Source organism: Rhizobium sp. Root1203 (assembly GCF_001424945.1).
Classification (GTDB): Bacteria; Pseudomonadota; Alphaproteobacteria; order Rhizobiales; family Rhizobiaceae; genus Rhizobium.
The window spans coordinates 123,396-149,682 of sequence record NZ_LMCW01000023.1 but is presented as its reverse complement, the minus strand read 5'-3'; the positions used below and the strand labels follow the sequence as shown (position 1 = coordinate 149,682).

Here is a 26,287-nt window from a genome sequence, read left to right as displayed (position 1 = left end):
GCGTCAGGCCGGATGCGATATCCGGCCTGACGCCTCATTCGATTGTCACTTGGCGCTGACGGCCTTGTCTGGGTTCGGCGGGAAAGACGGGTCCGTCTTCTTGCCGCGCAGAAGGTCAAGCGCGTAGTTGAGTTGGACATCATCCTTCGGATCCGGCGGCACGTAGGCAACCGAGCCAGAACCTTCATCGGTCTCGCTCTGGCCCTTGATATGGCCGCGAAGGCTGGACTCGCCCTCGGTTACCATTTTGCCCTTGAGAGCATCCGGCAGCGGCTCTTCGACCTTGATGTCAGGGGTGATACCCGTACCCTGGATCGAACGGCCCGACGGCGTGTAGTAGAGAGCCGTCGTCAGACGCAGCGCACCGTTCTCGCCAAGCGGGATAATCGTCTGGACGGATCCCTTGCCGAACGAACGGGTGCCGAGAACCGTGGCACGGCGCAGATCCTGCAGCGCGCCGGCGACGATTTCAGACGCCGAGGCCGAACCGCCGTTGATCAGCACGACCACCGGCTTTCCATCTGTCAGATCGCCAGGACCGGCGTTGAAGCGACGGGTTTCGTCGGGGTTGCGGCCTCGCGTGGAAACCACTTCGCCACGCTGCAACAGCGCATCCGACACCTGGATAGCCTGATCGAGCAATCCGCCGGGGTTCAGGCGCAGGTCAAGGACATAGCCCTTCAGCTTGTCCGCCGGCACGGTCTTCTTGATCTTCTCGATCGCCCGTTCGAGGTCCGGATAGGTCTTTTCCGTGAAGGAGATGACGCGGAGATAGCCGACATCGTCCTCGACACGCGACTTGACAGCCTGGACTGCAACGACGTCGCGCACGATCGTCAGTTCGATCGGCTTGTCGGCGCCCTTGCGGATCAGCGTCAACTTGATCGGCGTATTGACCGGGCCGCGCATCTTCTCAACCGCGTCCTCAAGCTTCAGTCCGCGCACCGACTGACCATCGATCTCGGAGATATAGTCTCCCGCGAGAACCCCGGCCTTGGCCGCGGGCGTATCGTCGATCGGAGTGATGACCTTGACGAGTTCGTCTTCCATGGTGACCTCGATACCGAGACCGCCGAACTCGCCCTTCGTCTGGGTCTGCATGTCTGCAGCGTCCTTCGCATTCATGTAGCTCGAATGCGGGTCCAGTGAGGAGAGCATACCGTTGATGGCATTCTCGATGAGCTTGTCCTCGGCCGGCGGCGTTACGTATTGCGCGCGTACGCGCTCGAATACGTCACCGAACACGGACAGCTCCTTGTAGGTGGACGCCCCCGCCGCTTCCGCAGGCACGCCCGCGGAGTAAATGACGCTCATGGCAGTCGCACCCATCAATGCGCCAACCAGAACAAGAGAAGCCCTACGAATCATTGCGTGCCTTTCCAGTGTCTTTGGCGGTCCACCACGGTCGGGAATCGACCGGTTTCCCGTCTTTTCGAAATTCAATGTAAAGCGTTGGCCGGTTGGTTTCCAGCGCCAATGCAGTTGCGCTCGCCACTCTTTTTGCGCCCATCACGGCGAGCGGTTCACCGGCGAAAACGAACTTGCCCTGCCGCGTGCTGATCGTCTCCATTCCGGAGAGAACAAGGTGATAACCGTCGCCGGCATCGAGGATGATCATCTGGCCATAACTACGAAATGAGCCGGCGTATACCACGAGCCCGTCTGCGGGCGCCGTGACCACCGTTTCCGGATTGGTGGCTAGCGTCATTCCCATGGCCTCGTGCCCGGTTCCATCGGCATCGCCAAACTGGCGAAGCGTGTCACCTGCCACCGGCAATTCCAGCTTCGCCTTCAAATCTGAAAATGGATATGCGGGCGCAATGCGGTTTTTATCAGGCACGCCGCTATCGGCGAGCGCCTTGGCCTGAGCCCGCTGCTCATCAGTCAAAAGCTTGCGGTTTTCCTCTGCCTGCCGGGCCGCCGCGGCTGCCTGCCGAACCGACGAAATTTCGGTTTCCATGGACGCGACGAGGCCTTCCAAGCTGGTCGCCTTGCCCGCAAGCTCCTCGGAGCGTTTACGCTCGGCTTCCAGTTCCGCAGCGTTGCTGCGGCTCAGCTTGTCGTTTTCGGCGAGAAGCATATCCATACGCCGCTCTTCCTCGAGGCTGTTCGTCATTGTCGCGGTCAGGCTGGTCTTTTCCGCAGCGCTGGCAGCCTGCAGAGAGGAAAGATTACCAAGGTCGGCGGCAAGCTTGTCGGTTTCCTTGCGGATTCCAGGCACCACGGCACCGAGCAGAATGGCGCTGCGGACTGAGCCGAGCGCATCGTCCGGCGTCACGAGAAGTGCCGGCGGGGGATTGCGGCCCATGCGCTGCAGCGCCGCAAGCACCTCGGCAAGCAGCCCGCGACGCTCATGCAGCGAGCGGCGAACGGCATCTTCTTTCACGCCGAGATCCGAGAGCTTCTTCTCGCTGTCCAGGATCTGCTTCTCCAGCGATTTGCGTCGTGCGGCTGAATCGATCAATGCCTGCCGAACGCTGCTGGTACTCTTGTCCAGTTCTGAAATGCTCTTCTCGAGTTCGCCGACCCTGTCGGAGGAAAGGCTGATGGTCTTGGACAGGGCCTCGAGCTCGACGCGGGTCTCATCCCGTTTCCTTTCCAGTTCAGCAGCTGGATCGGCCGGCGCGATCTGAGCCCCCGTCGTCGCAGTCATTGTCGAGGCGTCGCGCGAAGGGCGCTGCATTTGCGCGCCGGCGCCCGGCACGGGCGAGGGTGCCTGGGCGAACGCTTCAACCCAGCCGGCAGCGGCAATCAGGGACGCGCTCAGCCCCGCAGCCAGCGCAGGCAGGATCACATACTTTCGCTTGAAGGCGGGGATTGGCATGCGCGTCGGGAGATCCTCTAAAATCGCGCGGAGATTAAGCTGATTTGGCATGTTTTGCCAGAAGGATCGAGGGAAAGGAGCTCGTTACAAGCCTCACGCCCGCGTGGCCTCTGCCATCAGCTCAGACACGATGATAGGGATGTCCGGAAAGGATGGTCACGGCGCGGTACAATTGCTCTGCAATCAGCGTTCGCACCAACTGGTGCGGCCACGTCATCTTGCCCAGGCAGAGTGTCGCATCGGCTCGATCGTAGAGCGAAGGATGGAGGCCATCGGCGCCGCCGATTGCAATCGTAAGGTCGCGCTTGCCCTGATCCCGATAGTGTTCGAGGAGACTGGCGAAGCCTTCGCTATCCAGCGCCTTGCCGCGCTCATCCAGCAGAATGAGGATGCTTCCGTCCGCAAGCGACTTCTGCAGCATGGCCGCTTCCTCGCGCTTGCGGGTTTCTGCGTTCGAGGCGCGGCTTTCAGCAACTTCGGCAACGCGAGAGAATTCGAGGCCGACCGCAGGACCGGCCTTGGCAAAACGATCGAAATAGCGGCCCGCAAGATCTTTCTCCGGGCCGGATTTCAGCCGCCCCACGGCAAAAAGACCAATACGCATCCGCTCGCTCCCGCCCTTCAGCACCCGGCGACACGAGAACGGTCGCGAGCCGGGTGCCATCACTCCGGCTCAATCAGTTGCCGTCTATCAGGCGCCGGACATGACGTCCAGACGGACTGGTTAGTGCACGGTCTCGTCCATATCAGGAGCCGCCCACATCTTTTCGATGTTGTAGAACTCGCGGATTTCGGGACGGAATACGTGCACGATGATATCGCCAGTGTCGATCAGGACCCAATCGCCACCTTCCTGACCTTCGACACGGGCTGAACCGAAGCCCTCGTCTTTCAAGTCAGTCAGCAAGTGGTCCGAAATCGCCATGACATGCCTGCTCGAACGGCCGGAGACGACGACCATGAAGTCTCCGAGCGCCGACTTTCCGGCAATGTCGATCGTGACGATATCTTCAGCTTTGGAGTCCTCGAGGCTTACGAGGACGGCGTGCAGGGCGCGGGCAGCGGCATCGACGCCACGTTCCGGGCTCTTCGGGATAACGGCAAGCGTTCTTCCCTTGGCGTGTACTGTTGTCAGTGCTTTCCCTTTCTCGGAACGACAGACTATGCACATCACTGATTTGGCGAACCAAATCATGGTTAAGATAGGCACCAAACCACCAAGGTTTCAAGACACCGTCGATCACAATGCGTGAATGCCGGATTTGGCGCAGGAGAGGAGCCTTTGTCTCAAGACTGCTTCGAGCCGGCTGTGTACAGTCGATACGACCCTGCGTAAAGTCAGGGCTCGTCTCCGAATGCAAAGACCGCCGATGAAAAGCGCCGCCGACAATATGATTGTTCCAATTCTCCGCATCAGCTTCCCGCGGGAAGATCGTCTGGGGCGCGGCAAGATGGAGTTGCTCGAGCACATCAGGGAGACCGGATCCATCTCGGCCGCGGGTCGAGCCATGGACATGTCCTACCGCCGCGCCTGGCTGCTCGTCAGCGACATGAACCGGATGTTCAAAGTACCCGTTGTCGAATCGCAGCGCGGCGGCCAAAAGGGCGGCGGCGCCGCTTTGACGCCCTTCGGAGAAACGCTGCTCGCCCGCTTCAGGCAAATGGAGCAAACCCTGCAGGAAACGCTTGCCGACGATCTGGCCTGGCTGGAGGCCAATCGATCCCAACGGAGCTGATCAGGATTCCAGGGCCACGGTCTTGATGATGGCGAAGACGGGCATGCCTGCCCGCAATTGCAGTCGCTCAGCCGAAAAGCCTGTGATGCGGGAAATGATCACGTCGCCGCCGCAATCGACGACTACGTCAACCGTCGCTTCGCCAGCGGGGGTCAATTCCCGGACAATGGCCTCGAGAACGTTCAGCGCACTTAGCCCCTCTGGTCTGTTCGTCGCCAGCATGACGTCACGGGACGGAATGCGCACCCGTACCGCCATGCCCGGCATCAACTTGGCTTCCGGGATATGGAGCCGCGCGGATTTCAAGGCGATCGTGGCAATGCGATGCCGCTCGTCGACGGTCTCCACCTTGCCTTCCAGCAGCACGCCCGCCTCGCGCCGGTCAAACGATTCCAAGGGGTGGCTGAGTACATCGATGGCAGATCCGACCGCCTCGACCTTGCCATCCTGCATGACCACGACCTGGTCGGCCAGGCGCGCCACCTCGGCGATCGAATGACTGACGTAGACGATCGGGATATCCATTTCGTCGCGCAGGCGTTCCAGGTAAGGCATGACTTCGGCTTTGCGGGCCTCGTCAAGCGCGGCGAGCGGCTCGTCCATCAAAAGGAGGCGCGGAGACGAAAGCAGGGCTCGGCCGATGGCCACGCGTTGCTTCTCCCCGCCGGAGAGCTTTTCCGGCTTGCGTTCGAGCAACGCCTCGATACCGAGCAACGCAACAATCCGATCGAGGCTCTCGGTCGAACCGCCGCCCGCGGCAAACCATCGGCCATAGGAAAGATTGTGACGGACACTGAGATGCGGAAACAGCCGCGCCTCCTGGAAAACATATCCAAAGCGCCGGCGATGCCTGGCAACGAAAATCCCCCGATCCGTGTCCGTCAATACGTCGTCATCCAGCGCAACCAGCCCCTCCAACGGCCGCGTCAGACCCGCAATGATTCGGATCATCGAGGTCTTGCCCGAACCGGAACGACCGAAAAGCGCGGTGATGCCCCGCTCGGACGTGAAGCCCGCATCGAGTGAAAACGCGCCGAACCGGTGTTTTGCATTCACCACGAGCGTCATTCCGGATCGATCCTCCGGCCAGCCATCCGCGAAAGGTACTCCGAAGCGAGCAAAGCAACCATCGAGATGGCGACGGCCACCAGCGTTAGCCGCAACGCGCCCGCGTCGCCGCCCGGCACCTGGGTGAAGGAGTAGATTGCCGCCGAAAGCGTCTGCGTCTCTCCGGGGATATTGGAAACGAACGTAATCGTCGCCCCGAATTCCCCCATGGCCTTTGCGAAGGAGAGGATCATGCCCGCAACGATCCCCGGCAATGTCAGCGGCAGGGTAATGGTCAGAAATACCCACAGCGGACCGGCACCGAGTGTCCCTGCCGCCTCCTCAAGCTTTCGGTCGACCGCCTCGATGGAGAGCCGAATGCTTCGTACCAGCAACGGGAAAGCCATGACCGCGCAGGCCAGTGCGGCACCCGTCCACCGAAAGGAAAAGACGATGCCGAAATGCTGATCGAGAAAGCTTCCGATCGGCCCGCGGCGGCCAAAAAGGATCAGAAGGACGAAACCGGTGACGACGGGAGGCAGGATGAGCGGCAGATGAACGATGCCGTTGAGGACGGATTTGCCCCAAAAATTGCCTCGCGCCAAAAGATGAGCGACACCGATCCCGAAAGGCAGGCTCGCGAGCATCGCCACCACAGACACACGCAGGCTGAGCAGGATTGCGGTCCATTCCTCGCTGCTCAGGCCGAGTGCTTCCAACCGTTGTGTCTCCGAAAACCAGAAGGCCCGTCGACGCGGGCCTTCCTGCCATGCCACGATAATAAATCCGCAATCATTTCAAGATCGTAAAACCTTGGTCCGTGAAAAAGTGGGCCGCCTTCTCCGACTTCAAAAACGCCAGGTAGGCAGCCGCGGCGGGGTTCTTGCTCTCAGCAAGAATAGCAATTGGATAGATGATGGGTGGGTGCGAATCGGATGGGAACGTACCGACGACCGCAACGCCGGGGTCAGCCGTTACATCGGTCTGGTAGACGATGCCGTAGGGTGCCTCGCCGCGCGACACCAAGGCAAGTGCGGCACGAACGCTTTCGGCGCCAGCGACCTTGGCTTCGACGGAAGTCCAGACGCCAAGCGATTCGAGCGCCGCCTTGCCGTACTTGCCGGCAGGCACCGACTTGACCTCGCCCATGGCGAGTTTGCCGTCGCCGAGCAATGCTGCAAGGTTGAAGCCCTTGGCGATCTCGACGGGCTTGGCCTGATCCTTGGCTGCGACGAGCACGATCCGGTTGCCGAGCAGTTTGGAGCGGGTGTCCGCCTTGATCAGGTTCTTCTTGGCGACATAGTCCATCCAGTCAAGATCCGCCGAAATGAAGATATCGGCCGGCGCTCCGCTCTCGATCTGCTTTGCCAGCGCGGAACTTGCTGCATAGGACGCGACAGCTTGTCCGCCCCCTTCGCTTTCCCAGGCGGCATTGGCCGCGTCGAGCGCGTTCTTGAGGCTGGCAGCCGCAAAGACCGTGACCTTGTCCGCCGACATCGCAGGCGTTGCAGCGATGCACAACCAGACCACCGAAACGGCCGCGGCCGCAAATTTAATCCATTGACGACGGCTATGCATGAATTCACTCCCGCGCTTCGAAATATCCCAACAGATATAACGTCATCGCGAGCTTGGCCAGCGATATGTTTGTCGCAATATATCCCGCTCTGAAAGGCGGCCATCACGCATTCGTGAAGCGCATAGGTGCTTCTGACCGGACCGAACAAGGTCGATATGGACAGTCGATTTTTTAGGAAAACCCCACCAGAAATGGGAGGGAAAACTCGTAAATCTGACAATGTGCCGATGAAACAAGCACATAAGGGCGAGGCTCCGGGTCAAGCTATGTGGCTGTTGCATTGCTGCAATGCAGCGAGCCTGCTTCCGGTCCGCGCGATTTGTGGTAAAACACTTTCATCGAACGGCGATCTCCTCCTCCCAAAGCCGTTTGGTATGGATCGGCAACACTCCTCCTCCCAGTTGTCGATCAAGTTTAAAAGCCCGACGGATCCTCCCCCGTCGGGCTTTTCGCTGTTTGGCTCCCTCAAAATTAGCTGTCGACTAGGTTCCGTTCTTGGCCCGGATCGCCGTCGAACTGAGGCGCGATCTCGGTCCGTGGATGAAGGTCCAGGCAGGCGCCGGCTTTTTCCATAGCGCCCGTGAATCGTCTTCGTCGATACGAGCGAAATCGAAGGTCTTCGCCATCTTCGATGATAGGAATGACAATGTGGCGCCCGGGCGGTCGATGACTGCGATCGGAAACGTGCGGGCAATGTCCTGCCACTTCTGCCAGCGATGGAACGTCTTCAAACTGTCGGCACCCATGATCCAGATGAAATGTACATGCGGATTGCAGGCTTTGACACGCGCCAATGTATTGGCGGTATAGCTGGTCCCGAAGTCTTTCTCGAATGCCGTAACCTTGATCGCGGGGTGCTTCGCCAGGCGCTCGCTGAGCTCGACACGCTCCGACAGGGGTAATAGCAGACTCCGGTCCTTCAATGGATTGCCCGGCGTCACCATCCACCAGAGCTGGTCGAGACCCAGTCGCTTGATGGCGATCTCGGCAACAAGGCCATGCCCTTGATGTGGAGGATTGAACGACCCGCCGAAAAGTCCAACTACCATGCCCCGCTCTGCGTGCGGCATGCGTAGATAGCGCCGGTCGATATCGTCTGTTGTCACGTCAGGCCCGGGTTTGTCCGGTGCCGTGCACACGGTATTTGAAGGAAGTCAATTGCTCGACGCCCACCGGCCCCCGCGCATGCATTTTTCCAGTTGCGATACCGATCTCCGCACCCATTCCGAATTCACCACCGTCGGCAAACTGCGTCGATGCGTTGTGGAGCAGGATTGCCGAATCGACCTCGGTGAAGAAGCGCTCGACGACGTCAGGATCGTCCGCAATCACCGCTTCCGTATGGTTCGACGAATATTTCTGGATATGCGCGATCGCACCCGAAATCCCATCCACGATGGCGACGGACACGATGGCATCGAGATATTCGGTCGACCAGTCTTCTTCGGTTGCGGCCTTCGTCCCGGGCACTGCGCCTACCACGTCGGATGATCCGCGAATTTCGCAACCGGCGCCAGAAAGCGCTTCCAGCAGCGGAACGAGGTGCGTATCTGCGGCAGCCTTATCGACCAGAATGGTCTCCACGGCGCCGCAAATGCCGGTACGACGCATCTTCGCGTTGACGACGATCTGATTGGCCATGTCGAGATCGGCCGAGCGATCGACGTAAATGTGGCAAAGGCCCTCGAGATGGGCGAACACCGGTACTCGCGCTTCGCTCTGCACACGAGCCACCAGGCTCTTGCCGCCGCGCGGGACGATCACGTCGATGGCGCCGTCCAATCCTCGCAGCATGGCCCCGACCGCGGCACGGTCCGTCACCGGCACCAACTGGATAGCATGCTCGGGAAGCCCGGCAGACTTCAGGCCGCGGACGAGGCAGTCGTGAATAGCCTGCGATGAACGGCGCGAGTCGGAACCGCAACGCAGAATGACGGCGTTGCCGGCCTTGAGGCACAGTGCGCCGGCATCCGCCGTCACGTTCGGGCGGCTTTCGAAGATGACGCCAATCACGCCGAGCGGCGTACGAACGCGCTCGATCTTGAGGCCGTTCGGCCGGTCCCAGGCCGCGATCACTTCGCCGACGGGATCGCTTAGAGAAGCAATCGCCCGAATTCCCTCCGCCATGTCGATGATCCGGCTGTCGTTCAACGTCAGGCGATCGACGAACGAGGCGAGCATATCTGTGCCGGCGATGTCCTTCAGATCCTTGGCGTTTTCGGAAAGAATCCGGTCCGTGTCTGCAAGGATTGCATCCGCCATGGCGTTCAGCGCGGCGTTCTTCACCTCGGTGGACGCGAAGCCCAACGGTCGCGCAGCGGCCTTTGCCTTGGCGCCGATGTCGTTCATCAGCGCCTCAATGCCAGGGCCTTGCGCAACGGTATCAAGCATGGGCTGCGTCCTTCTTCTGCCTCTCGGACTTTGAATTGATCTGCGACGTCATCACCATGTCGTCGCGATGGACCATGGCTGCGCGCCCGGCATAGCCGAGGATAGCTTCGATCTCTGCAGACTTGCGGCCGGTAATTTGCCTGGCCTCGTCGGCGTCGTAACCCGCAAGCCCACGCGCGATTTCGCGCCCATTCGGACCAACGATCGCAACCGTGTCTCCGCGGCTGAAAAGACCCACAACCTTGCGAACGCCTGCCGGCAGCAGGCTCTTGCCGGCGCCGAGCGCAACAACCGCGCCATCGTCGACGTGAAGCTCGCCCGCCGGCTGCAGCTGCCCCGCAATCCATGTCTTGCGCGCAGTCACTGGGGTAGCGGACGGTGCAAACCACGAGAAACGCGCACCATTCTCCATCGCTGAAAGCGGGCTGTCGCTCTTGCCCGATGCAATGATCATCGCGCATCCGGCCGTCGTAGCGATCTTGCCGGCGTCGATCTTGGTGCGCATGCCGCCACGCGAGAGCTCCGACGCCGCGCCACCCGCCATCGCTTCGATCTCGGGCGTTATCTCGGCAATGGTCTCAAGGAATTGCGCATTCGGATCCAAATGGGGAGGCGCCGTGTAGAGACCGTCTATATCAGACAACAGGATCAGCAGGTCTGCTCCGGTCATCGTCGCGACACGCGCTGCCAGCCGATCGTTGTCACCGTAGCGGATCTCGCTCGTCGCGACCGTATCGTTCTCGTTGATGATCGGCACTGCGCCGATCTTCAGAAGCTGGTTAATTGTCGCACGTGCGTTGAGATAACGGCGGCGCTCCTCAGTGTCGCCGAGCGTCAGCAGGATCTGTCCTGCAACGATATCGTCCCGCGAAAGGCTCTCGGACCAGGCGCGGGCAAGGGCGATCTGCCCAACAGCCGCCGCCGCCTGGCTTTCCTCAAGCTTCAGCGCACCGGAGGGAAGGTCGAGAACCGAGCGCCCGAGTGCGATCGCACCCGAGGACACTACCAGCACATCCACGCCCTTGGCCTTGAGGCCGGCGATATCGGCGCACATCGCGTCCAGCCAGCTCTTCTTCAACCCGCTTTTTCGATCGACGAGAAGCGCAGATCCGATCTTGATCACGATACGGCGGCATCTGCCGATCGGCTTTCGGCTAGTCATTGGCCTCGCCCTTGTCCACCACGATATCGCGATGACGCAGCTTCGGCGTTTTGGCTGGCTTCTCGACGGTGTTGGCATCGACGATGATGTCGCGAAGCGCACGCAGCACCTCAGTCATGCCCTTGCCGGTCGCCGCCGAAATCTGGAACGGCGTGCTGCCGCAGGCCTTCGCCAGTTCCTTCGTCTTTTTCTTCAGCGTTGCCTCGTCGAGAACGTCGATTTGCGACAGCGCCACGATCTCGGGCTTGTCGCCGATCTCGTCGCTATACGCTTTCAATTCGTGCTTGACCGTCTTGTAGGCCTTGCCGACGTTTTCTTCCTGTGAGGAGACGAGATGCAACAGCACGCGGGTGCGCTCGACATGGCCAAGAAACCGGTCGCCGATGCCAATGCCCTCGTGGGCGCCTTCGATCAGTCCCGGAATGTCGGCCAGCACGAATTCCCGTTCGTCGATGGTGGCAACGCCGAGGTTCGGATGCAGCGTCGTGAACGGATAGTTGGCAATCTTCGGCCGAGCGCGCGTGACCGCCGCTAGGAAGGTAGACTTCCCGGCATTCGGCAGCCCGACAAGACCAGCGTCCGCGATCAGCTTCAGATGCAGCCAGATCGTCTTTTCTTCGCCTTCAAGACCGGGGTTGGCCCAGTCGGGCGCCTGGTTGACCGATGTTTTGAAGTGGGCGTTCCCGAACCCGCCATTGCCGCCGCGAGCGAGGCAGAAGCGTTGCCCTTCCTCAATCAGGTCGCAGATCAGCGTTTCCTGGTCTTCTTCGAAGATCTGCGTTCCAACCGGCACCTTGAGGGTCACATGGTCGCCATTGGCGCCCGTGCGGTTTTTGCCCATTCCGTGCATGCCGATCGTGGCCTTGAAATGCTGCTGGAAACGGAAATCGATGAGCGTGTTGAGACCGTTGACAGCCTCTACCCAGACGTCGCCACCGCGCCCGCCGTCACCGCCATCCGGACCGCCGAACTCGATGAACTTCTCGCGCCGGAACGAGACGCTGCCGGCACCTCCGTCTCCAGACTTGATATAGACCTTTGCTTCGTCGAGAAATTTCATTTTACTTCCATCATTCGGTGTCAGTTGGACGCCCGTCTTGGCCTGATCGATATAGGCCGTTCAGCCGGAGGTCAAAGATTATCGTTAGGTTTGCGAGCTATAACATACAGTACGGCTTCGGTCTCGACGGGTTCTACAATCTCGAACGAATAGCCGAATCCCTTCAAGGCGCAGATGTTATCGCGCTCCAGGAAGTCACCAGAGGCTTCGTCAGGAACCGATATGCCGACATGGTGGCGGACCTCGCCGCCCTTTTCCCCGACCACTTCTGGGTCTATGGCCCGGCCTGCGATCTGCATGTCGAACCGCCCGGAGGCACGCCGGGGCCGCGTGCATGCCGATTCCAGTTCGGCAATATGGTGCTCTCCCGCTGGCCGATACTGTCCACGCGAACGTTGCTTCTGCCGCGCAGCCGGACCGTTTCCAAGCTCAACCTGCAGCGTGGTGCGACCGAAGCCGTCATCGACACGCCGGACGGCGCCTTGCGCGCCTATTCCGTGCATCTCGATCACGTTTCCGCCGACGAGCGCATCCGCCAGCTCGTATTTCTCAACGAGCGCATCAACGCTTTCACCCATGAAGGTGGGTCGGTGACCGGCGCCCTCGAGTTCGATGCGAGCGATCCTCCGCTGCCGGAGAATTACGTCGTCATGGGTGACTTTAACATGGTGCCGGAATCGCCGGAATATTGCGCTTTCGCCGGAACCAAGGACGGCTACTACGGCCGCATGGCGCGCATAGGCACGCCAATCGACGCGCTGGCCGCGCTGAACGGATACACTCCTGGAAGCTATAGCTGGATGGATCCCGAGGATCACGACAAACGCATGCATCTCGATTACTGCTTCGTGAGCGGCGGCCTCGAACACCGCCTGATATCCGCGAGTGTCGACACGACACCCACGGGTTCCGACCACTTCCCTGTGTGGGTTGAGATCGGGCGCTGAATGAAGCGCCCCGAAAACGTTTCGAGGCGCTTCCTGTTCGGTCAGGCGGTCTTCGCCGCCTGCAGCGCGCCGGGCTTCAGTACCGTCTCGACATGCGTGACCATCGTGTTGCGTGCGAAACTGTAGATTTCGCTGCAACCGGTCATGCGGAAGCCCAGCTTTTCCTGCAGCCTCAGCGAAGCCGGGTTGTCAGCAAAGACGCCGGAATGAACCGGCATCTCCGGCATACGCCGCGAGAAGCGTTCGAGCACTGCCACCACCGCCTCGCTCATGTAGCCGCGCCGCCAGTAATAGCGGTTCAGCCAATAGCCGAGGTGCCAACGACCGTGCCGAAGCTCGATCGCAACCGTGCCGATATGCGCATCGTCGCCTGCCGTGATTGCCAGCTGCCAATCCGGCAAGTCACCTGAGGTGGCAGGCACGAGCCAGTCGAGCGCATCCTGCCGATCGTAAGGTGCCGGAACGCGCGCCAGCATGCGGGTCACCGCGAAATCGGAGAGAGATTGCGCGATGGCATCGGCATCGCTGAGCCTGTGAGGGCGCAGCGTCAGTCGGCGCGTGGTGATCACCGGCTGCGGGCCGGGTGTCATCGGCTGGCTCAGAGGTCGCTGGACACTGATCGCGTTCATAGGACGCTCCCCCAGCTTCTGAGCGACATCCAGGTCTTGCGGTCGAGCCGGTACCATTCAACCGGCACGTTGCTGCCGAGCGCCAGAGACGCGGCCAGCCCGGAACCCTGGAACTGGAAGCCGCACTTCTGGATGACCCGCCGCGAAGCGACGTTCATCACCCGGCAACGGGCGTCGATCTGATCGACATCCTGCCTTGTGCGAAAGACCATATCGACAAGGGCGTGGCACGCCTCCGTCATAAAGCCTTGATTCCAGAAGGGTTCTCCAAGCCAATAACCAATCTCGACGGTTCTTCCGTCGAGATGCGGCTCCACCCCGCAGCAGCCGATGAAAGCACCGTTTTCGGCTTTGGTAATGGCATAGACGCACTTGCCAATTTCGCCGTCTTTCGTGCGGCGCACGAAGTCGGCGGCATCATTGGCCGTATATGGGTGCGGCATGCGCGATACCATTGTGGCGACTTTGGCGTTGTTGGCGAGATGGGCAAGGGCGTCAATGTCTTCTTCGTGCGGCGCGCGCATGACGAGCCGTTCCGATAACAAGACAGGGCAATCGGTCCTTAACCGTTCCGGCCTCAGCCGTTCCTTGGGAGACCTTTGGTCTTCCCTGGGAGACCGCGATTGGCCTTCCCGTAACATTTCGCCTTGCATGGTTCAGTCCTCCTTGAGGGCAAAGAAAAAGGGGAGATGGGTGGTGCCCCATCTCCCCTTTTTTCTTGACTGAACCTTGTACGCTCAGCCGGGTCGATGAGACACCGGCTGCTATAAAGCGCTACCGGCTTATTCCGCTGCTTCCGCTTTCGGCATGACAGACACGTATACGCGACCGTTGGCCTTCGTTCGGTAGTTCACATTGCCGGCGGTAAGAGCAAAGATCGTGTGATCCTTGCCGAGGCCGACGTTGGAACCCGGATGCCACTGCGTACCGCGCTGACGCAGAATGATGTTGCCCGAAATGACGGCTTCGCCGCCGAACTTCTTCACGCCAAGGCGCTTGGATTCGGAATCACGACCGTTGCGCGACGAACCGCCAGCTTTTTTGTGTGCCATTGGAGTTCTCCTTTAAACCTTAAGTCCCGTGATCTTACTTGGCAGCCACGATGTCCGTGATCCGGACAACCGTGTGATGCTGGCGATGGCCGCGCGTGCGCTTCGAGTTCTGACGACGGCGCTTCTTGAAGGCGATGACCTTCTTGCCGCGGTTGTGCTCGACCACTTCGGCCTTGACGGAAGCGCCCTTGACGAAGGGAGCACCGATCGCAGCGTCGGCGCCTTCGCCGATAACGAGGACTTCGGTGAATTCGATCGAATCGCCAGCGGTGACTTCAAGCTTCTCGATGGTCAGCACGTCGTTTGCTGCCACACGGTACTGCTTACCGCCGGTCTTGATGACTGCGAACATTTTTTATCCTTTCATGTTCGTTCCGGCTCATACCCGCATCAAACAGGTGGCCGTCTTTTTATCAGTCGAAGTTAAGCAGGATTTTCAGAGGCTTTCGCCCAGAACTCTCTCTGCCGGTGATGCCCCACGCGAGCGCGAGACTGGTAAAGGCACGGACTTTTCCACACCTATTGCGCAGCGCAGATACGCGAGCCCAAAAAAACTGTCAAGGCAAAAGGATGAAAAGCTTTGAGATTTCGTCTTGCCAGCATGCAAAACTCTCGCTATGAGACAGCCCGCGCCCCGATGGGCCGACCAGAACTGCGGAGAGGTGGCAGAGTGGTCGAACGCACCGCACTCGAAATGCGGCATACCTGCAAGGGTATCGTGGGTTCAAATCCCACCCTCTCCGCCATAATCACAATTTGTCGTGACGCTCATGCAAGCGCTGTCCCGTCGATAGCCCTCACCGCTTTGGCCCCGCGAATGAGAACGCCTTCGGTGTGCCGGCGTGCACTACCCCAGCTGCAGCGCCGTCGATATCTCTCCAAGCGTCGCCTTCTCCGCCTCACTGACCGCTACGCCGCCTATACCCATGAAGCCACCCTCCTTTGAGGCTTCAGCCACCTTCTGGCTGATCTGATACAGCCAAGTCTTGAAACCACCAGCATCGGCCGGTGCCTTGGTGTCAACGACCGCTCGGGCTTGCTGGAGCGTTTCGATGCAGGTGGCTTTGATCTCCTGCGGCTTGGCTCCCTTGAGCTTCACCTGCAATCCATCACGTGCCGCGGCTCGCCCTTCGGACGTTTCGAAATCGCCGACGATCGCTTTGATCAGCGGGTTTGCTGCAGTGTCGGCCTTCGCCTGCAGGAGCGCGCTGCTGCTGGCAATGCTTTCCTTGAGCATGCCCCACAGGCCGCTCGGCTCCGCGGCAGTGACGGCTATGCCCGCCATCATGACGCTCTCCAGCAAGAGCTTCCATTCGTCTACCGTGAACGTCGACTTATCGGCCATGACTGGCGCTCCTTTGTTTGTGTCGGTTCCAAGGCGCGATTGACGCCAAAAGTCAGATGGGCAGGGCTGTCGGCTTGTCGTCGAATCAGGATCTCCGAGGCTCCCGGGGAGCGCCGACGTTCCCCATCGAGCGGCCGACGCGACGGCTGAGGACTGCAGCAAGCGACAGGGGTTTCTCAGGCCGCCAGATTTGGTTTTCAGAATTCCCAAGCTACGCGTATTAGCATTTACACATATGTTGTGCCACTTCTGATGGCTGAGGAATCCGCCGAAGCTCGCGAACTCTCGTAGTTGCCGGCCTCGCGGCACACACCTGGGCTTGCACTACACGGAATTCCGCTTGCGCTTCTCAAAGAAGCTCAGGATACCCCGTTGCGCCTCAGGTGTCTCCCAGCTATCGGCGAGCCGGTGCACGACATCCTCGATGATGTCGTCTGTTATTGGCGCGGCAAGGGAGCGGACGAGCGCTTTGGCGCTTGCGGCGGCTTGCGGTGACGCAGCGAGAAATTCGTTCGTTGCGGCTTCCACCGAACTGTCGAGGTCCTCAGCGGCCACTATGGAGCCGACAAGCCCGATTGCCCTGGCTTGTTCCGCGTCGAATACCTTGCCGGACATGAAAAGCGGCCGCGCAGCAGAGGCACCGATCCGCGCGACGACATAAGGGCTGATCGTTGCGGGGATGAGGCCGAGACGAACTTCCGTTAGCCCGAAACGCGCCGTCTCTGCAGCCACAGCTGCATCACAGACGCTGATCAGACCGATGCCGCCGCCGAAGACGTTTCCGTGAACGGAAGCGATCAACGGCTTCGGAAGATCGTTCAGCGCGCGGAACATCGCTGCCAGGCGTCGCGCCTCGGCAATTCTCTCACTCCGGCTGGCATCGAACTGGGTGCGCATCCACTCCAGATCGCCGCCGGCGCAGAAGCTTTTCCCGGCCCCCGCCATGACGACGGCGCGAACGCTCGGGTCCGCACCGAGGAGGTGAGCCGCCTCGGTGAGTTCATCGATCATCCTTGCCGACATCGCATTGTGCTTGTCTTCGCGCGCCAGGGTCAGCCGCGTCACGCCGCGGCCATCGGTCTCGATCCTCAGCGTTTCCGGCATCAGGCAGCACTCCTCAGGCCGTGGGCAATGGCCGCCGCCCGTTCGAGCTTTTCGGGCGAAAGCCCCGTTCGATAGCCTCTGCCGGAGAGATACTGCGCAACCTCGAGCGTATCGACATTGCCCCTGGCACCCGGCGCATAGGGACAACCGCCGAGCCCTCCGACGGATGCATCGAAGACGCGAAGACCATGCTCCAGCGAGACGCCGATGTTGTCGAGAGCCCAGCCGTCGGTGTCATGGAAATGACCGGCCAGCATGGTGGCAGGCGCATAGGAAAGGACCGTCACCAGCATGCGATCGACCTCCTCCGGCCGGCCGCGACCAATGGTGTCGCCAAGGCTGATTTCATAGCATCCGAGCGCATGCAGTTTTTCGACGACCGCCGCCGCGGCGTCCGGTGCCACTGCGCCTTCGTAGGGGCATTCGACGACGCAGCTGACGTAGCCACGCATCGGAATGCCACGCTCGCGGCTTGCCTGGGCGACCGGTCCGAAACGCTCTATGCTCTCTGCGATGCTGCAGTTGATGTTGTGACGCGAAAAGCTTTCGGACGCGGAGGCGAAGATCGCAACCTCGTCCGCGGCGGCTGCCATCGCGGCGTTGAAGCCCACCATGTTTGGCGTCAGCACGGCGTAGCGCACGCCCGGTCGGCGGTGGATGCCGGCCATCACATCGGCAGCGTCAGCGAGCTGGGGCACCCACTTAGGGCTGACGAAGCTCGTAACCTCGATCCGCTCGAAGCCACACTCGGAGATCGCGTCGACCAGTTCGATCTTTTTATCGGTCGGAATCAGGACCTTTTCGTTCTGCAGCCCATCCCGGGGTGCCATCTCGACGATCGACGCATCTCTCGGAAGCAAAGAGGGCAGGGGGGCATATCCGGTCGCCATGTTCTTACGCCTCCTCGGCTTTGAGGGTGACGAGCAAAGCGCCTTCTTCCACCTGCTGCCCCTCATTCACCTCAACAGCCTCGATCGTCCCGTCTCGGGGGGCAACGAGTGTCAGTTCCATTTTCATGGCTTCCATCACGACGAGTGGTGCACCCTTCGAGACGACGGCATTCGGTTGCGTCCGGACGATCTTGACGAAACCCGGCATCGGCGCGGTCAGCCTGCTGCCGTCGACAACGTCCTCAACATCGGCACTCAGAGGATCGGGAAGACGGAAGACGTGCGTCCTGCTGTCCATTCGCAGGACGAGGTGATGTGCAGCCAGGGTGGCTTTGACCTCGATCTGCCTGCCGTCCACTTCCGCGCGGCATCCGTCATCCAGGCGGCTGACAATCTTCACCGGAATGACGCGGTTGCCGTCGTGAACCGCGAAGAAATCAAAACCCCGGGCGGCAATCCTTAAGCTGGAATGACCGCCTTCGTACTGCAACGTGACAATCCGTTGCATATCGCTCCAGAGCTGCCAATACCCCAGCGTCTGCCAGGGATTGCCGGCCTGTCGCTTGGGCGTGCCCAACGACAGGACCGCGGCCAGTGCGATCGCAACGTCTTCCGGAGGCCGAACCGCCGTGAGATACTGAACGTTGCGATCGATCAAGCCGGTATCGGGATGGCCGGAAACGAATTCGTCCTGGGTGCTCAACTGGGCGAGAAATTCGAGATTGGTGGTAACCCCGGTGATGTGGGACGCTCTCAGCGCCCGGGTGAGACGGGAAAGCGCGCTGGCGCGGTTGGGCCCATGCACGATCATCTTGGCAATCAGCGGATCGTAGTAGGCCGATATCGCGTCGCCAGCGCGAGCGCCGGTATCGACTCGAGCGCTGACATCGGGAAAGCTCAGCTGCCCGATCGTGCCGGTAGCCGGCAGGAAGCCTTTGGAAGCGTCCTCGGCATAGATGCGCGCCTCGAAAGCCCAGCCGTAGATCTCGAGCTCGGGCTGCGTCTTTGGCAACGGCTCCCCGGCGGCAACGCGCAACTGCCACTCGACGAGATCAATGCCGGTGATGGCTTCAGTGACCGGATGCTCCACCTGCAGCCGCGTATTCATTTCCATGAAGTAGAAACGGTCCGGCAGCAATCCGTTCGAGACGTCTGCAATGAATTCGACGGTGCCGGCCCCGCGGTAACCTATGACGCGCGCGGCGCGGACTGCCGCTTCCCCCATCGTCCATCGCATGTCCGCCGTCATGCCCGGCGCCGGCGCCTCCTCGATGACCTTCTGATGACGGCGCTGCAGAGAACAATCGCGTTCGAAGAGGTGGATGACGCTCCCGTGCCGATCTCCGAAGATTTGAACCTCGATGTGCCTGGGCTGAAGCAGATAGCGCTCGAGCAAGATGCCGTCGTCGCCGAAGGCGGCCTTCGCCTCGCGCCGCGCGGCCACCAGGGCTTCGAGGAAATCCTCTTCGCGATCGACGCGCCGCATACCCTTGCCGCCGCCGCCGGCACGCGCCTTGATGAGGATGGGATACCCGATCAAAGCGGCTTGGTCGGCAAGAAAGCCGTCACGCTGGTCATGGCCATGATAGCCCGGCACGACAGGCACGCCAGCCTGTTCCATGAGCGCTTTCGCGGCGTCCTTCAATCCCATTGCGCGGATCGACGACGGTTGAGGTCCGATGAAAATGATACCCGCCGCTTCAACCGCTTCCGCAAAATCGGCGTTCTCTGAAAGAAATCCGTAGCCGGGGTGAATGGCTTCCGCACCGGTCCGTTGAGCGGCGGCAACAATGCGCTCTGTCGACAGATAGCTCTCCTGCGCGGCGGGCGGCCCCAGGCGGACGGCCTCGTCCGCCATCTCGACATGCAGCGCTCCGACATCCGCGTCGGAATAGACGCCAACCGTAGCAATGCCCATGCGCCTTGCCGTGCGGATCACCCTGCAGGCAATCTCGCCTCGATTTGCAACGAGGATCTTCTGGAACATGGCCGCCTCACATCCGGAAAAGACCGAAGCGGGTGTCTTCGATCGGTGTGTTCAACGAGACCGATAGCGACAGGCCAAGCACGTCCCGGCTCTTGGCGGGGTCGACGATTCCGTCGTCCCAAAGACGTGCTGACGCATAGAGCGGGTGGCTCTGCCGTTCAAAGAGATCGAGTACTGGCTGCTTGAAACTGGCTTCGTCCTCAGCCGACCATGGCGTGCCGGCGCGAGAAAGCGCTTCGCCGCGCACAGTTGCCAGAACACCAGCTGCCTGCTCGCCGCCCATCACGGATATACGGCTGTTCGGCCAGGTCCACAGGAACCGCGGCGAGAAAGCCCGCCCGGCCATACCATAATTGCCGGCGCCGAACGAACCGCCCAGTAGCATCGTTACCTTCGGGACAGCGGTGGTTGCCACCGCGGTTACGAGCTTGGCGCCGTGCTTGGCAATTCCCTCCGTCTCATACTTCCGTCCGACCATGAAACCCGTGATGTTCTGCAGGAAAACGAGCGGAATCTTCCGCTGGGAGCAGAGTTCAACGAAGTGTGCACCCTTCAGCGCCGACTCCGAAAACAGCACGCCGTTGTTGGCAAGAATGCCGGCCGGAATGCCATGAATGGACGCGAAGCCGCAGACCAGCGTTGCTCCATAGCGGGGTTTGAATTCATCGAAGCGAGAGCCGTCGACAATGCGCGCGATCACCTCACGCACGTCATAAGGTGTCCGCAACTCGGCTGGCACAATACCGGCGATCTCCGCAGGATCGTAAAGTGGAGCGTCCGCGTGCTTGGGCTCATAAGACGGCGCCTTCGCGCGGTTTAGATTGGAAACAATCTGCCTGGCAAGCACCAGGGCATGGGCGTCGTCGCGCGCCAGATGGTCCGCAACGCCGGATAGTCGCGTATGCACGTCCCCGCCGCCAAGGTCTTCGGCCGAAACGACCTCTCCTGTCGCCGCCCTCACGAGCGGTGGTCCGGCAAGAAAAATCGTCCCCTGCCTTTCAACAATGATCGCCTCGTCCGACATCGCCGGCACATAGGCGCCCCCCGCGGTACAAGAACCCATGACCACAGCGATCTGAGGAATTCCCGCAGCAGACATAGTCGCCTGGTTGAAGAAAATCCGGCCGAAGTGATCGCGATCCGGAAACACTTCGTCCTGGTTCGGCAAATTCGCACCGCCGGAATCAACCAGATAGATGCAGGGGAGGTTATTCTGCGCAGCAATCTCCTGCGCACGCAGATGCTTCTTCACCGTCGTGGGGTAGTAGGTTCCGCCTTTGACCGTCGCGTCGTTGCAGACAATCATGCAATCGCAACCGGCCACCCGGCCGACACCGGTAATCAGTCCGGCCGCGGGTGCCTCGTTGCCATACATGCCGTGCGCCGCCGTCAGCCCCACCTCGAGAAACGGGGTCGCCGGATCGATCAGGGCGGCGACCCGATCCCGTGGCAGCATCTTGCCACGACCGACATGACGCTCACGCGCAGTGGGACCACCGCCTTGAACCGCAGCCATTGCAGCCTCTTCGACAACGCGCACCGCGTCCGCCATCGCGGCACGGTTCATCCTGAAGCTTTCCGAGTTTGTCGAGATCTGCGACTTCAGGACCGTCATTTGTCACCAAAACCGGGTTCGCGGATGAATTCTCTCGATCATGCCGTCTCCTCGAAAAGTTCGCGGCCGATCAGCATGCGCCGGATTTCCGAGGTACCGGCACCAATTTCATAGAGCTTGGCATCGCGCAGCAGCCGCGCAGCCGGGTAATCGTTCGTATAGCCGTTGCCCCCGAGCGCCTGGATCGTCTCGAGCGCCATGATCGTTGCCTTTTCGGCAGCATAGAGAATGCAGCCGGCGGCGTCCTTTCGGCTCGCCTCTCCCCGATCGCAAGCGGCTGCTACAGCATAGACATAGGCGCGGGCCGTGTTCATCGTCACGTACATGTCGGCAAGCTTTCCCTGCATCAGCTGGAATTCACCGATCGGGCGGCCGAACTGTTTTCTCTCGTGAAGGTAGGGGACAACGACGTCCATGCAAGCGGCCATGATCCCGAGAGGTCCAGCAGAAAGCACCACGCGCTCATAATCCAGCCCCGACATGAGAACGCGGACACCGCCGCCGAGCACTCCGAGAATGTTGCTCTCTGGCACTTCGCAGTCTGAAAAGATCAGCTCACACGTGTTGGAACCGCGCATGCCGAGTTTGTCGAGCTTCGGCCCGGTCGAAAAACCATTGAAGGTCCTTTCGATCAGAAAAGCCGTGATCCCACGCGGACCCGCCTGCGGATCCGTCTTGGCATAGACCACCAGCACATCGGCATCGGGGCCGTTCGTGATCCACATCTTGCTCCCGTTGAGGAGGTATCTGTCGCCGCGCTTTTCCGCGCGGAGCTGCATCGAAACGACGTCCGACCCTGCCGACGGTTCCGACATCGCGAGCGCACCGACATGCTCTCCGGAAATGAGCCCCGGAAGGTAGCGGGTTTTCTGGTCGGCAGTTCCGTTGCGGCTGATCTGGTTGACGCAGAGATTGGAATGCGCACCATAGCTGAGGCCCACCGAAGCCGATCCGCGGCTGATCTCTTCCATGGCAACACAATGAGCGAGATAGCCCATACCGGCGCCGCCATATGTTTCTTCGGCCGTGATTCCGAGAAGCCCCATCTCGCCCATCTCGCGCCAAAGCGGCGTCGGAAAGCTGTTGGTGGCGTCTGTTTCAGCAGCCAGCGGAGCAATACGATCGGAGACAAAGCGGCGAACCGCATCGCGCAACGCCTCGATCTCGTCAGTCAACGCAAACTTCAGGCCCCCGGAGTACATAGGCTTCCTCCCTTTTGTCCGGCGCCACAACGCGGTGTTCGGCCCACGTGCGAAATCTCCGGTCGCTTCGCAAATCGCGACTCGACTCCTCCGTAGCAACCCAGACGACTAAAATGTCATCCACGACCCGTGAAATGACAAGCGCGATGAAGGTGCCCTTCGAGACAGACCGATCCGCCCCGAACGAAGCAAACTGCTTTCTGGTGCAGCCATCGACCGCATGTCGTCACATCTACCGCATCTGCTCTCCTCCCGAGATAGCAGCTGCGATTGTACTCTCGCCACACTGAACCCCTTGGGATTTCCGGGTGACGTTATCACACTACCACTTGGCGAGCGGAATTTCCGAACCAAGACAGCCAGTTTGCAATAGTAAATGAAAAGATCCGAGCGCAGCGGCAATATATTCGGTCGGAGCGAGCGGTGAAGCCATCCTCCGAGGAAAAGCTGTGCGGCCCCGTTTAGCGCTTGAGGGCGCGGCCGCTCCGGCTTTGGGAAATAGCGCGGGCCTGAGAGCGCTCGACGAGTGCCTGCTGAACTTCCGCCTGGAAGATCATCACCTGCTCACGGACATCGTCTTGGGAGAAGCCGAACGATGCCAGCTCATCGGCAAGCCGGCGGCATTCCGTTTTCCAGAAGCGGACGGCATCTTCGCCGTGGCAACGCTCCAGTTCCGCAGCACATCGATCAATATTGCCGGCACGCGAGGCAACCGGAAAAAGGATGATTTCGCTCGTGGTCATTGCCTGAAGGTTCTTGCGTGTTTGTACCGACATCGATTCGTTCCGTTGTGTTCGATGCCATTCCTACCGAAGCATAGTTAATGCTTTCCACCACTGTCGGGTTGAAGTGACGCTGCGTTCGAACGGGCATCGTGGGCTCGCCTGAAAAGCGGGCTTTTGATCGGTTGCAAACAAGGCTACATCTTTGCAATCTGCTTCAGGCGGGACAGGGGGGGGCCGACATTGGTACGGAAGGTATTCGCGAAGCCTGCGGCGGCGGCTATCGTTCTGTTCGCTCGCGCCATCACCGCTGTGCGCGCGATCTGGCCAACCGAGGGCGCCCCATTGGGGCAATGCATTTATTTCGCAAACCACTCCAGTCACGGCGATTTCATTTTGGTGTGGGCGGTTCTGCCACCCCGGACGAGACGAACCACCCGCCCGGTCGCCGGCGCCGAATACTGGCTCAAGTCATCGATAAGCCGCTTCATCGGGCGCGATGTCTTCGATGCCGTCCTGATAGAACGCGATCGCGACAAGCGCACACATGACCCAATCGAGGTGATGGCAACAGCAATCGACGCCGGCTCTTCGTTGATTCTCTTTCCCGAGGGCACCCGCAACCAGACGGATGCATCGCTGCTGCCATTCAAGGGTGGCCTTTTTCACCTCGCGTCGAGCCGGCCGGATGTCCGCCTGGTGCCGGTCTGGATCAACAACCTCAATCGCGTAATGCCGAAGGGCGAGATCGTGCCGATCCCCTTGATATGCACCGTCAGTTTCGGCAGCGCGATACGCATCGAAGCCGACGAAGGCAAGGAGGCGTTCCTGGAAAGGGCGCGAACCGCACTTCTGGATCTGTCTCCCAAACATGCAGGCGGTAGCGCATGAACACGGCCAATTCCGATCTCTGGACACTCGTGCTTGGCATTCTGGCCGTGCTGACCGTGGCATCTGCCATCGGCTATGTCCTACAGCGCCGCCTGTCTCCAGATGGTTCAAACGCGTCCATCGAAAATCTCAACGCGCGAATCAAGGCGTGGTGGGTGATGGCCATCCTGATCGGTCTCGCCTTCCTGGCCGGCCGAATTGGTGTCCTGGTTCTATTCGGCTTCTGCTCGTTTGCGGCCTTGCGCGAATTCATCACCCTTACCCACACGAAACGCGCCGATCATTGGGCGCTCGCGGCGGCCTTCTTCGTCGTCCTCCCGATCCAGTATTTCCTGCTCTGGGCTCAGCAGTATGGCATCTTCTCGATCTTCATCCCGGTATACGCTTTCCTTCTGATGCCGATCATTTCGGTTCTGCGCGGCGATACGGAGCGCTTTCTCGACAGAATTGCCGAGGTGCAGTGGGCCTTGATGATATGCGTGTTCTGCGCCTCGCACGTTCCCGCGCTGCTGACATTGAATATCGCAGGCTATGAAGGCCGAAATGTCCTGCTGATTGCCTTCCTGGTAATCATCGTCCAGCTCAGTGACGTATTGCAATATGTCTGGGGCAAGCTGTTCGGGCGAACCAAGATCGCACCGAAGCTTTCGCCGTCAAAAACGGTAGAGGGTTTCGGCGGCGGCGTTGCCAGCGCAACGTTGATTGGCGCAGGCTTGTGGTGGATTACGCCGTTCACACCGCTCCAAGCCGGCCTGCTCGCTTTCGTCATCACCTTGATGGGCTTCTTCGGTGGCCTTGTCATGTCGGCGATCAAGCGCGACCGCGGTGTCAAGGATTGGGGCAATCTCATCGAAGGGCACGGCGGACTGATTGACAGACTGGATTCTGTGGTTTTTTCCGCACCGATCTTCTTCCACATCGTGCGCTATTGGTGGTCGATCACATGAGGCGCGGGCTTCGGCACGCCGCAGGGAGTAGTGTAGCCCACGTCGCATTCGCATTCTTTGCCATGGGCGGATGGGCCATCCTGGCCAACCGGGAGTATCCGATGTTTCGGGCTTTACTTGCGGGCGCCGTGCAGGGAACTCTGTCGGCGTGCCTGACGCTCTTCCTCAAGACCGCCGTCGAGCGCCTTTCCAGCGAGTTCGTGGGCATCAAAGCACTTTGGGCGCCGCCGCTGATCGCCTGCATAGCCTCGAGCGCGATCCTCACGACAATTCATGCGTTGAGTGGGACACCTGAAATACTCAAGACGATCGCCTTGCCGCTGACTGTATCGACGAGCTACGCGGCGATCTACAACTACTCTTTGTACCGAAAGGGAGGTCGGGCATGACCGAATCGGGCGACCGCAGACCGCTTGCAAGCCGCGACACGCATTGGGCCCGGTCGATTGCCCAATGGCTCGCATCGAAATCCGTAACGCCCAATCAGATCTCCCAGGCCAGCATGGTTGCAGCAGCACTGGCCGGCGGCGCATTCTATTTGTCCGGAGCGGGCACAGGCTGGCACCGGATCATCCTCCTTCTGTTGGCCGCCGCGTTCTGCCAACTGCGCCTCCTTTGCAATCTCTTTGACGGCATGGTGGCCGTTGAAGGCGGCAAGGGCGCCGCTGATGGGCCGTTCTGGAACGAGTTTCCCGATCGCGTTGCCGACATCCTGATCCTCGTGGGAGCAGGGGCCGGCATCGGCTTGCCCGGTCTCGGCTGGGCAGCGGCTTCGTTTGCGGTTTTGACGGCCTATGTTCGCGAACTGAGCCGCGCAACGGGACAGCCAAGCGATTTTTCGGGCCCTATGGCCAAGCAGCACCGCATGGCGACGATCACCGCCGCCGCCCTGATCTCGATCGTCGAGCCGTTGTGGAACTGGCAACATCAGGTTTTGACCGCCGCGCTGTGGCTCATCGCCGCCGGCGCAGCCGTTACTGCCCTTCGCCGTAGCCAAAACCTCCTTCAGCGCCTGAAGGGCAATCAATCATCTCGTTAGCATCTTCGGCAAGAGTACCGAAATGGCTGAAAGTGCGCTTGTAGAAACATCCGGTACCAATAAAACACCCACGCCGCTTCTTCTTTTCCCCGAAGTGGCCTTGGACTAGCCTCGCTTC

General features: G+C 60.5%; 28 protein-coding genes and 1 tRNA gene. 7 read left to right on the top strand and 22 right to left on the bottom strand.

Going from position 1 to position 26,287, the window contains the following annotated elements; genetic code table 11:
- Window positions 1-45: 45 nt before the first annotated feature.
- The 4 genes from ASC97_RS21165 to rsfS all read right to left on the bottom strand — a co-directional run bounded on the left by ASC97_RS21165 (window position 46) and on the right by rsfS (window position 3,995).
- A complete protein-coding gene (locus tag ASC97_RS21165; RefSeq protein WP_057470314.1) occupies window positions 46-1,368 on the bottom strand; it encodes a S41 family peptidase in 1,323 nt (440 codons plus the stop codon).
- On the bottom strand, window positions 1,358-2,824 hold the full coding sequence (locus tag ASC97_RS21160; RefSeq protein ID WP_057470480.1) for a murein hydrolase activator EnvC family protein: 1,467 nt from the start codon (window positions 2,822-2,824) through the stop codon (window positions 1,358-1,360). The genes ASC97_RS21165 and ASC97_RS21160 overlap by 11 nt, the downstream gene beginning before the upstream one ends.
- Before the next feature lie 121 nt (window positions 2,825-2,945).
- Complete coding sequence (rlmH, locus tag ASC97_RS21155; RefSeq protein WP_057470313.1) at window positions 2,946-3,428, bottom strand: 23S rRNA (pseudouridine(1915)-N(3))-methyltransferase RlmH; 483 nt, start codon at window positions 3,426-3,428, stop codon at window positions 2,946-2,948.
- Between the two features lie 120 nt (window positions 3,429-3,548).
- Window positions 3,549-3,995: a ribosome silencing factor gene (rsfS, locus tag ASC97_RS21150; protein ID WP_200959515.1), complete on the bottom strand. Its 447-nt coding sequence runs from the start codon at window positions 3,993-3,995 to the stop codon at window positions 3,549-3,551.
- 199 nt (window positions 3,996-4,194) lie between these two features.
- On the opposite strand from rsfS, the gene ASC97_RS21145 reads away from it, so the two are divergent.
- Window positions 4,195-4,560, top strand: a complete 366-nt coding sequence (locus ASC97_RS21145; protein WP_057470312.1) for a winged helix-turn-helix domain-containing protein — start codon at window positions 4,195-4,197, stop codon at window positions 4,558-4,560.
- Here the strand turns inward: ASC97_RS21145 and modC are convergent, their stop codons facing one another.
- The 7 genes from modC to obgE all read right to left on the bottom strand — a co-directional run bounded on the left by modC (window position 4,561) and on the right by obgE (window position 11,799).
- The gene (gene modC / locus ASC97_RS21140) at window positions 4,561-5,628 is read right to left on the bottom strand and encodes a molybdenum ABC transporter ATP-binding protein (protein WP_057470311.1); all 1,068 of its coding nucleotides are present in this window, start codon (window positions 5,626-5,628) and stop codon (window positions 4,561-4,563) included. It abuts the gene before it with no gap.
- A complete protein-coding gene (gene modB, locus ASC97_RS21135) occupies window positions 5,625-6,326 on the bottom strand; it encodes a molybdate ABC transporter permease subunit (protein WP_057470310.1) in 702 nt (233 codons plus the stop codon). Before modB ends, modC begins: the two co-directional genes overlap by 4 nt.
- A 73-nt stretch (window positions 6,327-6,399) precedes the next feature.
- Window positions 6,400-7,185: a molybdate ABC transporter substrate-binding protein gene (gene modA, locus ASC97_RS21130; RefSeq protein ID WP_057470309.1), complete on the bottom strand. Its 786-nt coding sequence runs from the start codon at window positions 7,183-7,185 to the stop codon at window positions 6,400-6,402.
- Window positions 7,186-7,668: 483 nt separating this feature from the next.
- Window positions 7,669-8,256, bottom strand: a complete 588-nt coding sequence (locus ASC97_RS21125; protein ID WP_082530097.1) for a nicotinate-nucleotide adenylyltransferase — start codon at window positions 8,254-8,256, stop codon at window positions 7,669-7,671.
- Between the two features lie 37 nt (window positions 8,257-8,293).
- Window positions 8,294-9,577, bottom strand: coding sequence for a glutamate-5-semialdehyde dehydrogenase (locus tag ASC97_RS21120; RefSeq protein ID WP_057470307.1), 1,284 nt, complete (start codon window positions 9,575-9,577; stop codon window positions 8,294-8,296).
- Complete coding sequence (proB, locus tag ASC97_RS21115; protein WP_057470306.1) at window positions 9,570-10,739, bottom strand: glutamate 5-kinase; 1,170 nt, start codon at window positions 10,737-10,739, stop codon at window positions 9,570-9,572. Before proB ends, ASC97_RS21120 begins: the two co-directional genes overlap by 8 nt.
- Entirely contained in the window at window positions 10,732-11,799 is a 1,068-nt protein-coding gene (gene obgE, locus ASC97_RS21110) for a GTPase ObgE (protein ID WP_057470305.1), read from the bottom strand. Before obgE ends, proB begins: the two co-directional genes overlap by 8 nt.
- A gap of 80 nt (window positions 11,800-11,879) precedes the next feature.
- Here obgE and ASC97_RS21105 point away from each other — a divergent pair, with 80 nt between their 5' ends.
- Window positions 11,880-12,746 carry an endonuclease/exonuclease/phosphatase family protein gene (locus ASC97_RS21105; RefSeq protein ID WP_057470478.1) on the top strand — a complete coding sequence of 289 codons (867 nt, stop codon included), beginning with the start codon at window positions 11,880-11,882 and terminating at the stop codon, window positions 12,744-12,746.
- A gap of 41 nt (window positions 12,747-12,787) precedes the next feature.
- Here the strand turns inward: ASC97_RS21105 and ASC97_RS21100 are convergent, their stop codons facing one another.
- The 4 genes from ASC97_RS21100 to rplU form a co-directional block, all read right to left on the bottom strand.
- A complete protein-coding gene (locus tag ASC97_RS21100) occupies window positions 12,788-13,336 on the bottom strand; it encodes a GNAT family N-acetyltransferase (protein WP_082530096.1) in 549 nt (182 codons plus the stop codon).
- A 35-nt stretch (window positions 13,337-13,371) separates the two neighbouring features.
- On the bottom strand, window positions 13,372-14,028 hold the full coding sequence (locus tag ASC97_RS21095) for a GNAT family N-acetyltransferase (RefSeq protein WP_057470303.1): 657 nt from the start codon (window positions 14,026-14,028) through the stop codon (window positions 13,372-13,374).
- 129 nt (window positions 14,029-14,157) lie between these two features.
- Window positions 14,158-14,427, bottom strand: a complete 270-nt coding sequence (rpmA, locus tag ASC97_RS21090) for a 50S ribosomal protein L27 (protein ID WP_037067980.1) — start codon at window positions 14,425-14,427, stop codon at window positions 14,158-14,160.
- Between the two features lie 34 nt (window positions 14,428-14,461).
- Entirely contained in the window at window positions 14,462-14,779 is a 318-nt protein-coding gene (gene rplU, locus ASC97_RS21085; protein ID WP_037067978.1) for a 50S ribosomal protein L21, read from the bottom strand.
- A 304-nt stretch (window positions 14,780-15,083) separates the two neighbouring features.
- Between rplU and ASC97_RS21080 the strand changes: the two genes are divergently transcribed.
- A tRNA-Ser gene (locus ASC97_RS21080) sits at window positions 15,084-15,173 on the top strand.
- A 101-nt stretch (window positions 15,174-15,274) separates the two neighbouring features.
- Here the strand turns inward: ASC97_RS21080 and ASC97_RS21075 are convergent.
- The 7 genes from ASC97_RS21075 to ASC97_RS21045 all read right to left on the bottom strand — a co-directional run bounded on the left by ASC97_RS21075 (window position 15,275) and on the right by ASC97_RS21045 (window position 23,346).
- The gene (locus ASC97_RS21075; RefSeq protein WP_057470302.1) at window positions 15,275-15,772 is read right to left on the bottom strand and encodes a hypothetical protein; all 498 of its coding nucleotides are present in this window, start codon (window positions 15,770-15,772) and stop codon (window positions 15,275-15,277) included.
- Between the two features lie 324 nt (window positions 15,773-16,096).
- The gene (locus ASC97_RS21070) at window positions 16,097-16,876 is read right to left on the bottom strand and encodes a crotonase/enoyl-CoA hydratase family protein (protein ID WP_057470301.1); all 780 of its coding nucleotides are present in this window, start codon (window positions 16,874-16,876) and stop codon (window positions 16,097-16,099) included.
- Window positions 16,876-17,766: a hydroxymethylglutaryl-CoA lyase gene (locus ASC97_RS21065; protein WP_057470300.1), complete on the bottom strand. Its 891-nt coding sequence runs from the start codon at window positions 17,764-17,766 to the stop codon at window positions 16,876-16,878. The genes ASC97_RS21070 and ASC97_RS21065 overlap by 1 nt, the downstream gene beginning before the upstream one ends.
- A gap of 4 nt (window positions 17,767-17,770) precedes the next feature.
- A complete protein-coding gene (locus tag ASC97_RS21060) occupies window positions 17,771-19,753 on the bottom strand; it encodes an acetyl/propionyl/methylcrotonyl-CoA carboxylase subunit alpha (RefSeq protein WP_057470299.1) in 1,983 nt (660 codons plus the stop codon).
- 7 nt (window positions 19,754-19,760) lie between these two features.
- Window positions 19,761-21,368: a carboxyl transferase domain-containing protein gene (locus ASC97_RS21055; RefSeq protein WP_057470298.1), complete on the bottom strand. Its 1,608-nt coding sequence runs from the start codon at window positions 21,366-21,368 to the stop codon at window positions 19,761-19,763.
- A gap of 38 nt (window positions 21,369-21,406) precedes the next feature.
- Window positions 21,407-22,570 carry an isovaleryl-CoA dehydrogenase gene (locus ASC97_RS21050; protein ID WP_057470297.1) on the bottom strand — a complete coding sequence of 388 codons (1,164 nt, stop codon included), beginning with the start codon at window positions 22,568-22,570 and terminating at the stop codon, window positions 21,407-21,409.
- 461 nt (window positions 22,571-23,031) lie between these two features.
- Window positions 23,032-23,346: a DUF6074 family protein gene (locus tag ASC97_RS21045; RefSeq protein ID WP_057470296.1), complete on the bottom strand. Its 315-nt coding sequence runs from the start codon at window positions 23,344-23,346 to the stop codon at window positions 23,032-23,034.
- A gap of 189 nt (window positions 23,347-23,535) precedes the next feature.
- Between ASC97_RS21045 and ASC97_RS21040 the strand changes: the two genes are divergently transcribed.
- From ASC97_RS21040 to ASC97_RS21025, 4 genes are read left to right on the top strand one after another with little or no spacing between them, the layout of a single operon-like run.
- Window positions 23,536-24,183, top strand: a complete 648-nt coding sequence (locus tag ASC97_RS21040; RefSeq protein ID WP_057470477.1) for a lysophospholipid acyltransferase family protein — start codon at window positions 23,536-23,538, stop codon at window positions 24,181-24,183.
- Complete coding sequence (locus ASC97_RS21035; protein WP_057470295.1) at window positions 24,180-25,130, top strand: phosphatidate cytidylyltransferase; 951 nt, start codon at window positions 24,180-24,182, stop codon at window positions 25,128-25,130. The genes ASC97_RS21040 and ASC97_RS21035 overlap by 4 nt, the downstream gene beginning before the upstream one ends.
- The gene (locus ASC97_RS21030) at window positions 25,127-25,519 is read left to right on the top strand and encodes a hypothetical protein (RefSeq protein ID WP_057470294.1); all 393 of its coding nucleotides are present in this window, start codon (window positions 25,127-25,129) and stop codon (window positions 25,517-25,519) included. The genes ASC97_RS21035 and ASC97_RS21030 overlap by 4 nt, the downstream gene beginning before the upstream one ends.
- Window positions 25,516-26,169, top strand: a complete 654-nt coding sequence (locus ASC97_RS21025) for a CDP-alcohol phosphatidyltransferase family protein (protein ID WP_057470293.1) — start codon at window positions 25,516-25,518, stop codon at window positions 26,167-26,169. The genes ASC97_RS21030 and ASC97_RS21025 overlap by 4 nt, the downstream gene beginning before the upstream one ends.
- Window positions 26,170-26,287: the final 118 nt, after the last annotated feature.

Coding starts and splice junctions, on each gene's coding strand:
- ASC97_RS21165 (WP_057470314.1), bottom strand. CDS start 1,368: ATGATTCGTAGGGCTTCTCTTGTTCTGGTTGGCGCATTGATGGGTGCG.
- ASC97_RS21160 (WP_057470480.1), bottom strand. CDS start 2,824: ATGCCAATCCCCGCCTTCAAGCGAAAGTATGTGATCCTGCCTGCGCTG.
- rlmH (WP_057470313.1), bottom strand. CDS start 3,428: ATGCGTATTGGTCTTTTTGCCGTGGGGCGGCTGAAATCCGGCCCGGAG.
- rsfS (WP_200959515.1), bottom strand. CDS start 3,995: ATGTGCATAGTCTGTCGTTCCGAGAAAGGGAAAGCACTGACAACAGTA.
- ASC97_RS21145 (WP_057470312.1), top strand. CDS start 4,195: ATGAAAAGCGCCGCCGACAATATGATTGTTCCAATTCTCCGCATCAGC.
- modC (WP_057470311.1), bottom strand. CDS start 5,628: ATGACGCTCGTGGTGAATGCAAAACACCGGTTCGGCGCGTTTTCACTC.
- modA (WP_057470309.1), bottom strand. CDS start 7,185: ATGCATAGCCGTCGTCAATGGATTAAATTTGCGGCCGCGGCCGTTTCG.
- ASC97_RS21125 (WP_082530097.1), bottom strand. CDS start 8,256: ATGCCGCACGCAGAGCGGGGCATGGTAGTTGGACTTTTCGGCGGGTCG.
- ASC97_RS21120 (WP_057470307.1), bottom strand. CDS start 9,577: ATGCTTGATACCGTTGCGCAAGGCCCTGGCATTGAGGCGCTGATGAAC.
- proB (WP_057470306.1), bottom strand. CDS start 10,739: ATGACTAGCCGAAAGCCGATCGGCAGATGCCGCCGTATCGTGATCAAG.
- obgE (WP_057470305.1), bottom strand. CDS start 11,799: ATGAAATTTCTCGACGAAGCAAAGGTCTATATCAAGTCTGGAGACGGA.
- ASC97_RS21100 (WP_082530096.1), bottom strand. CDS start 13,336: ATGACACCCGGCCCGCAGCCGGTGATCACCACGCGCCGACTGACGCTG.
- ASC97_RS21095 (WP_057470303.1), bottom strand. CDS start 14,028: ATGCAAGGCGAAATGTTACGGGAAGGCCAATCGCGGTCTCCCAGGGAA.
- rpmA (WP_037067980.1), bottom strand. CDS start 14,427: ATGGCACACAAAAAAGCTGGCGGTTCGTCGCGCAACGGTCGTGATTCC.
- rplU (WP_037067978.1), bottom strand. CDS start 14,779: ATGTTCGCAGTCATCAAGACCGGCGGTAAGCAGTACCGTGTGGCAGCA.
- ASC97_RS21075 (WP_057470302.1), bottom strand. CDS start 15,772: ATGGCCGATAAGTCGACGTTCACGGTAGACGAATGGAAGCTCTTGCTG.
- ASC97_RS21070 (WP_057470301.1), bottom strand. CDS start 16,876: ATGCCGGAAACGCTGAGGATCGAGACCGATGGCCGCGGCGTGACGCGG.
- ASC97_RS21065 (WP_057470300.1), bottom strand. CDS start 17,766: ATGGCGACCGGATATGCCCCCCTGCCCTCTTTGCTTCCGAGAGATGCG.
- ASC97_RS21060 (WP_057470299.1), bottom strand. CDS start 19,753: ATGTTCCAGAAGATCCTCGTTGCAAATCGAGGCGAGATTGCCTGCAGG.
- ASC97_RS21055 (WP_057470298.1), bottom strand. CDS start 21,368: ATGACGGTCCTGAAGTCGCAGATCTCGACAAACTCGGAAAGCTTCAGG.
- ASC97_RS21050 (WP_057470297.1), bottom strand. CDS start 22,570: ATGTACTCCGGGGGCCTGAAGTTTGCGTTGACTGACGAGATCGAGGCG.
- ASC97_RS21045 (WP_057470296.1), bottom strand. CDS start 23,346: ATGTCGGTACAAACACGCAAGAACCTTCAGGCAATGACCACGAGCGAA.
- ASC97_RS21035 (WP_057470295.1), top strand. CDS start 24,180: ATGAACACGGCCAATTCCGATCTCTGGACACTCGTGCTTGGCATTCTG.
- ASC97_RS21030 (WP_057470294.1), top strand. CDS start 25,127: ATGAGGCGCGGGCTTCGGCACGCCGCAGGGAGTAGTGTAGCCCACGTC.
- ASC97_RS21025 (WP_057470293.1), top strand. CDS start 25,516: ATGACCGAATCGGGCGACCGCAGACCGCTTGCAAGCCGCGACACGCAT.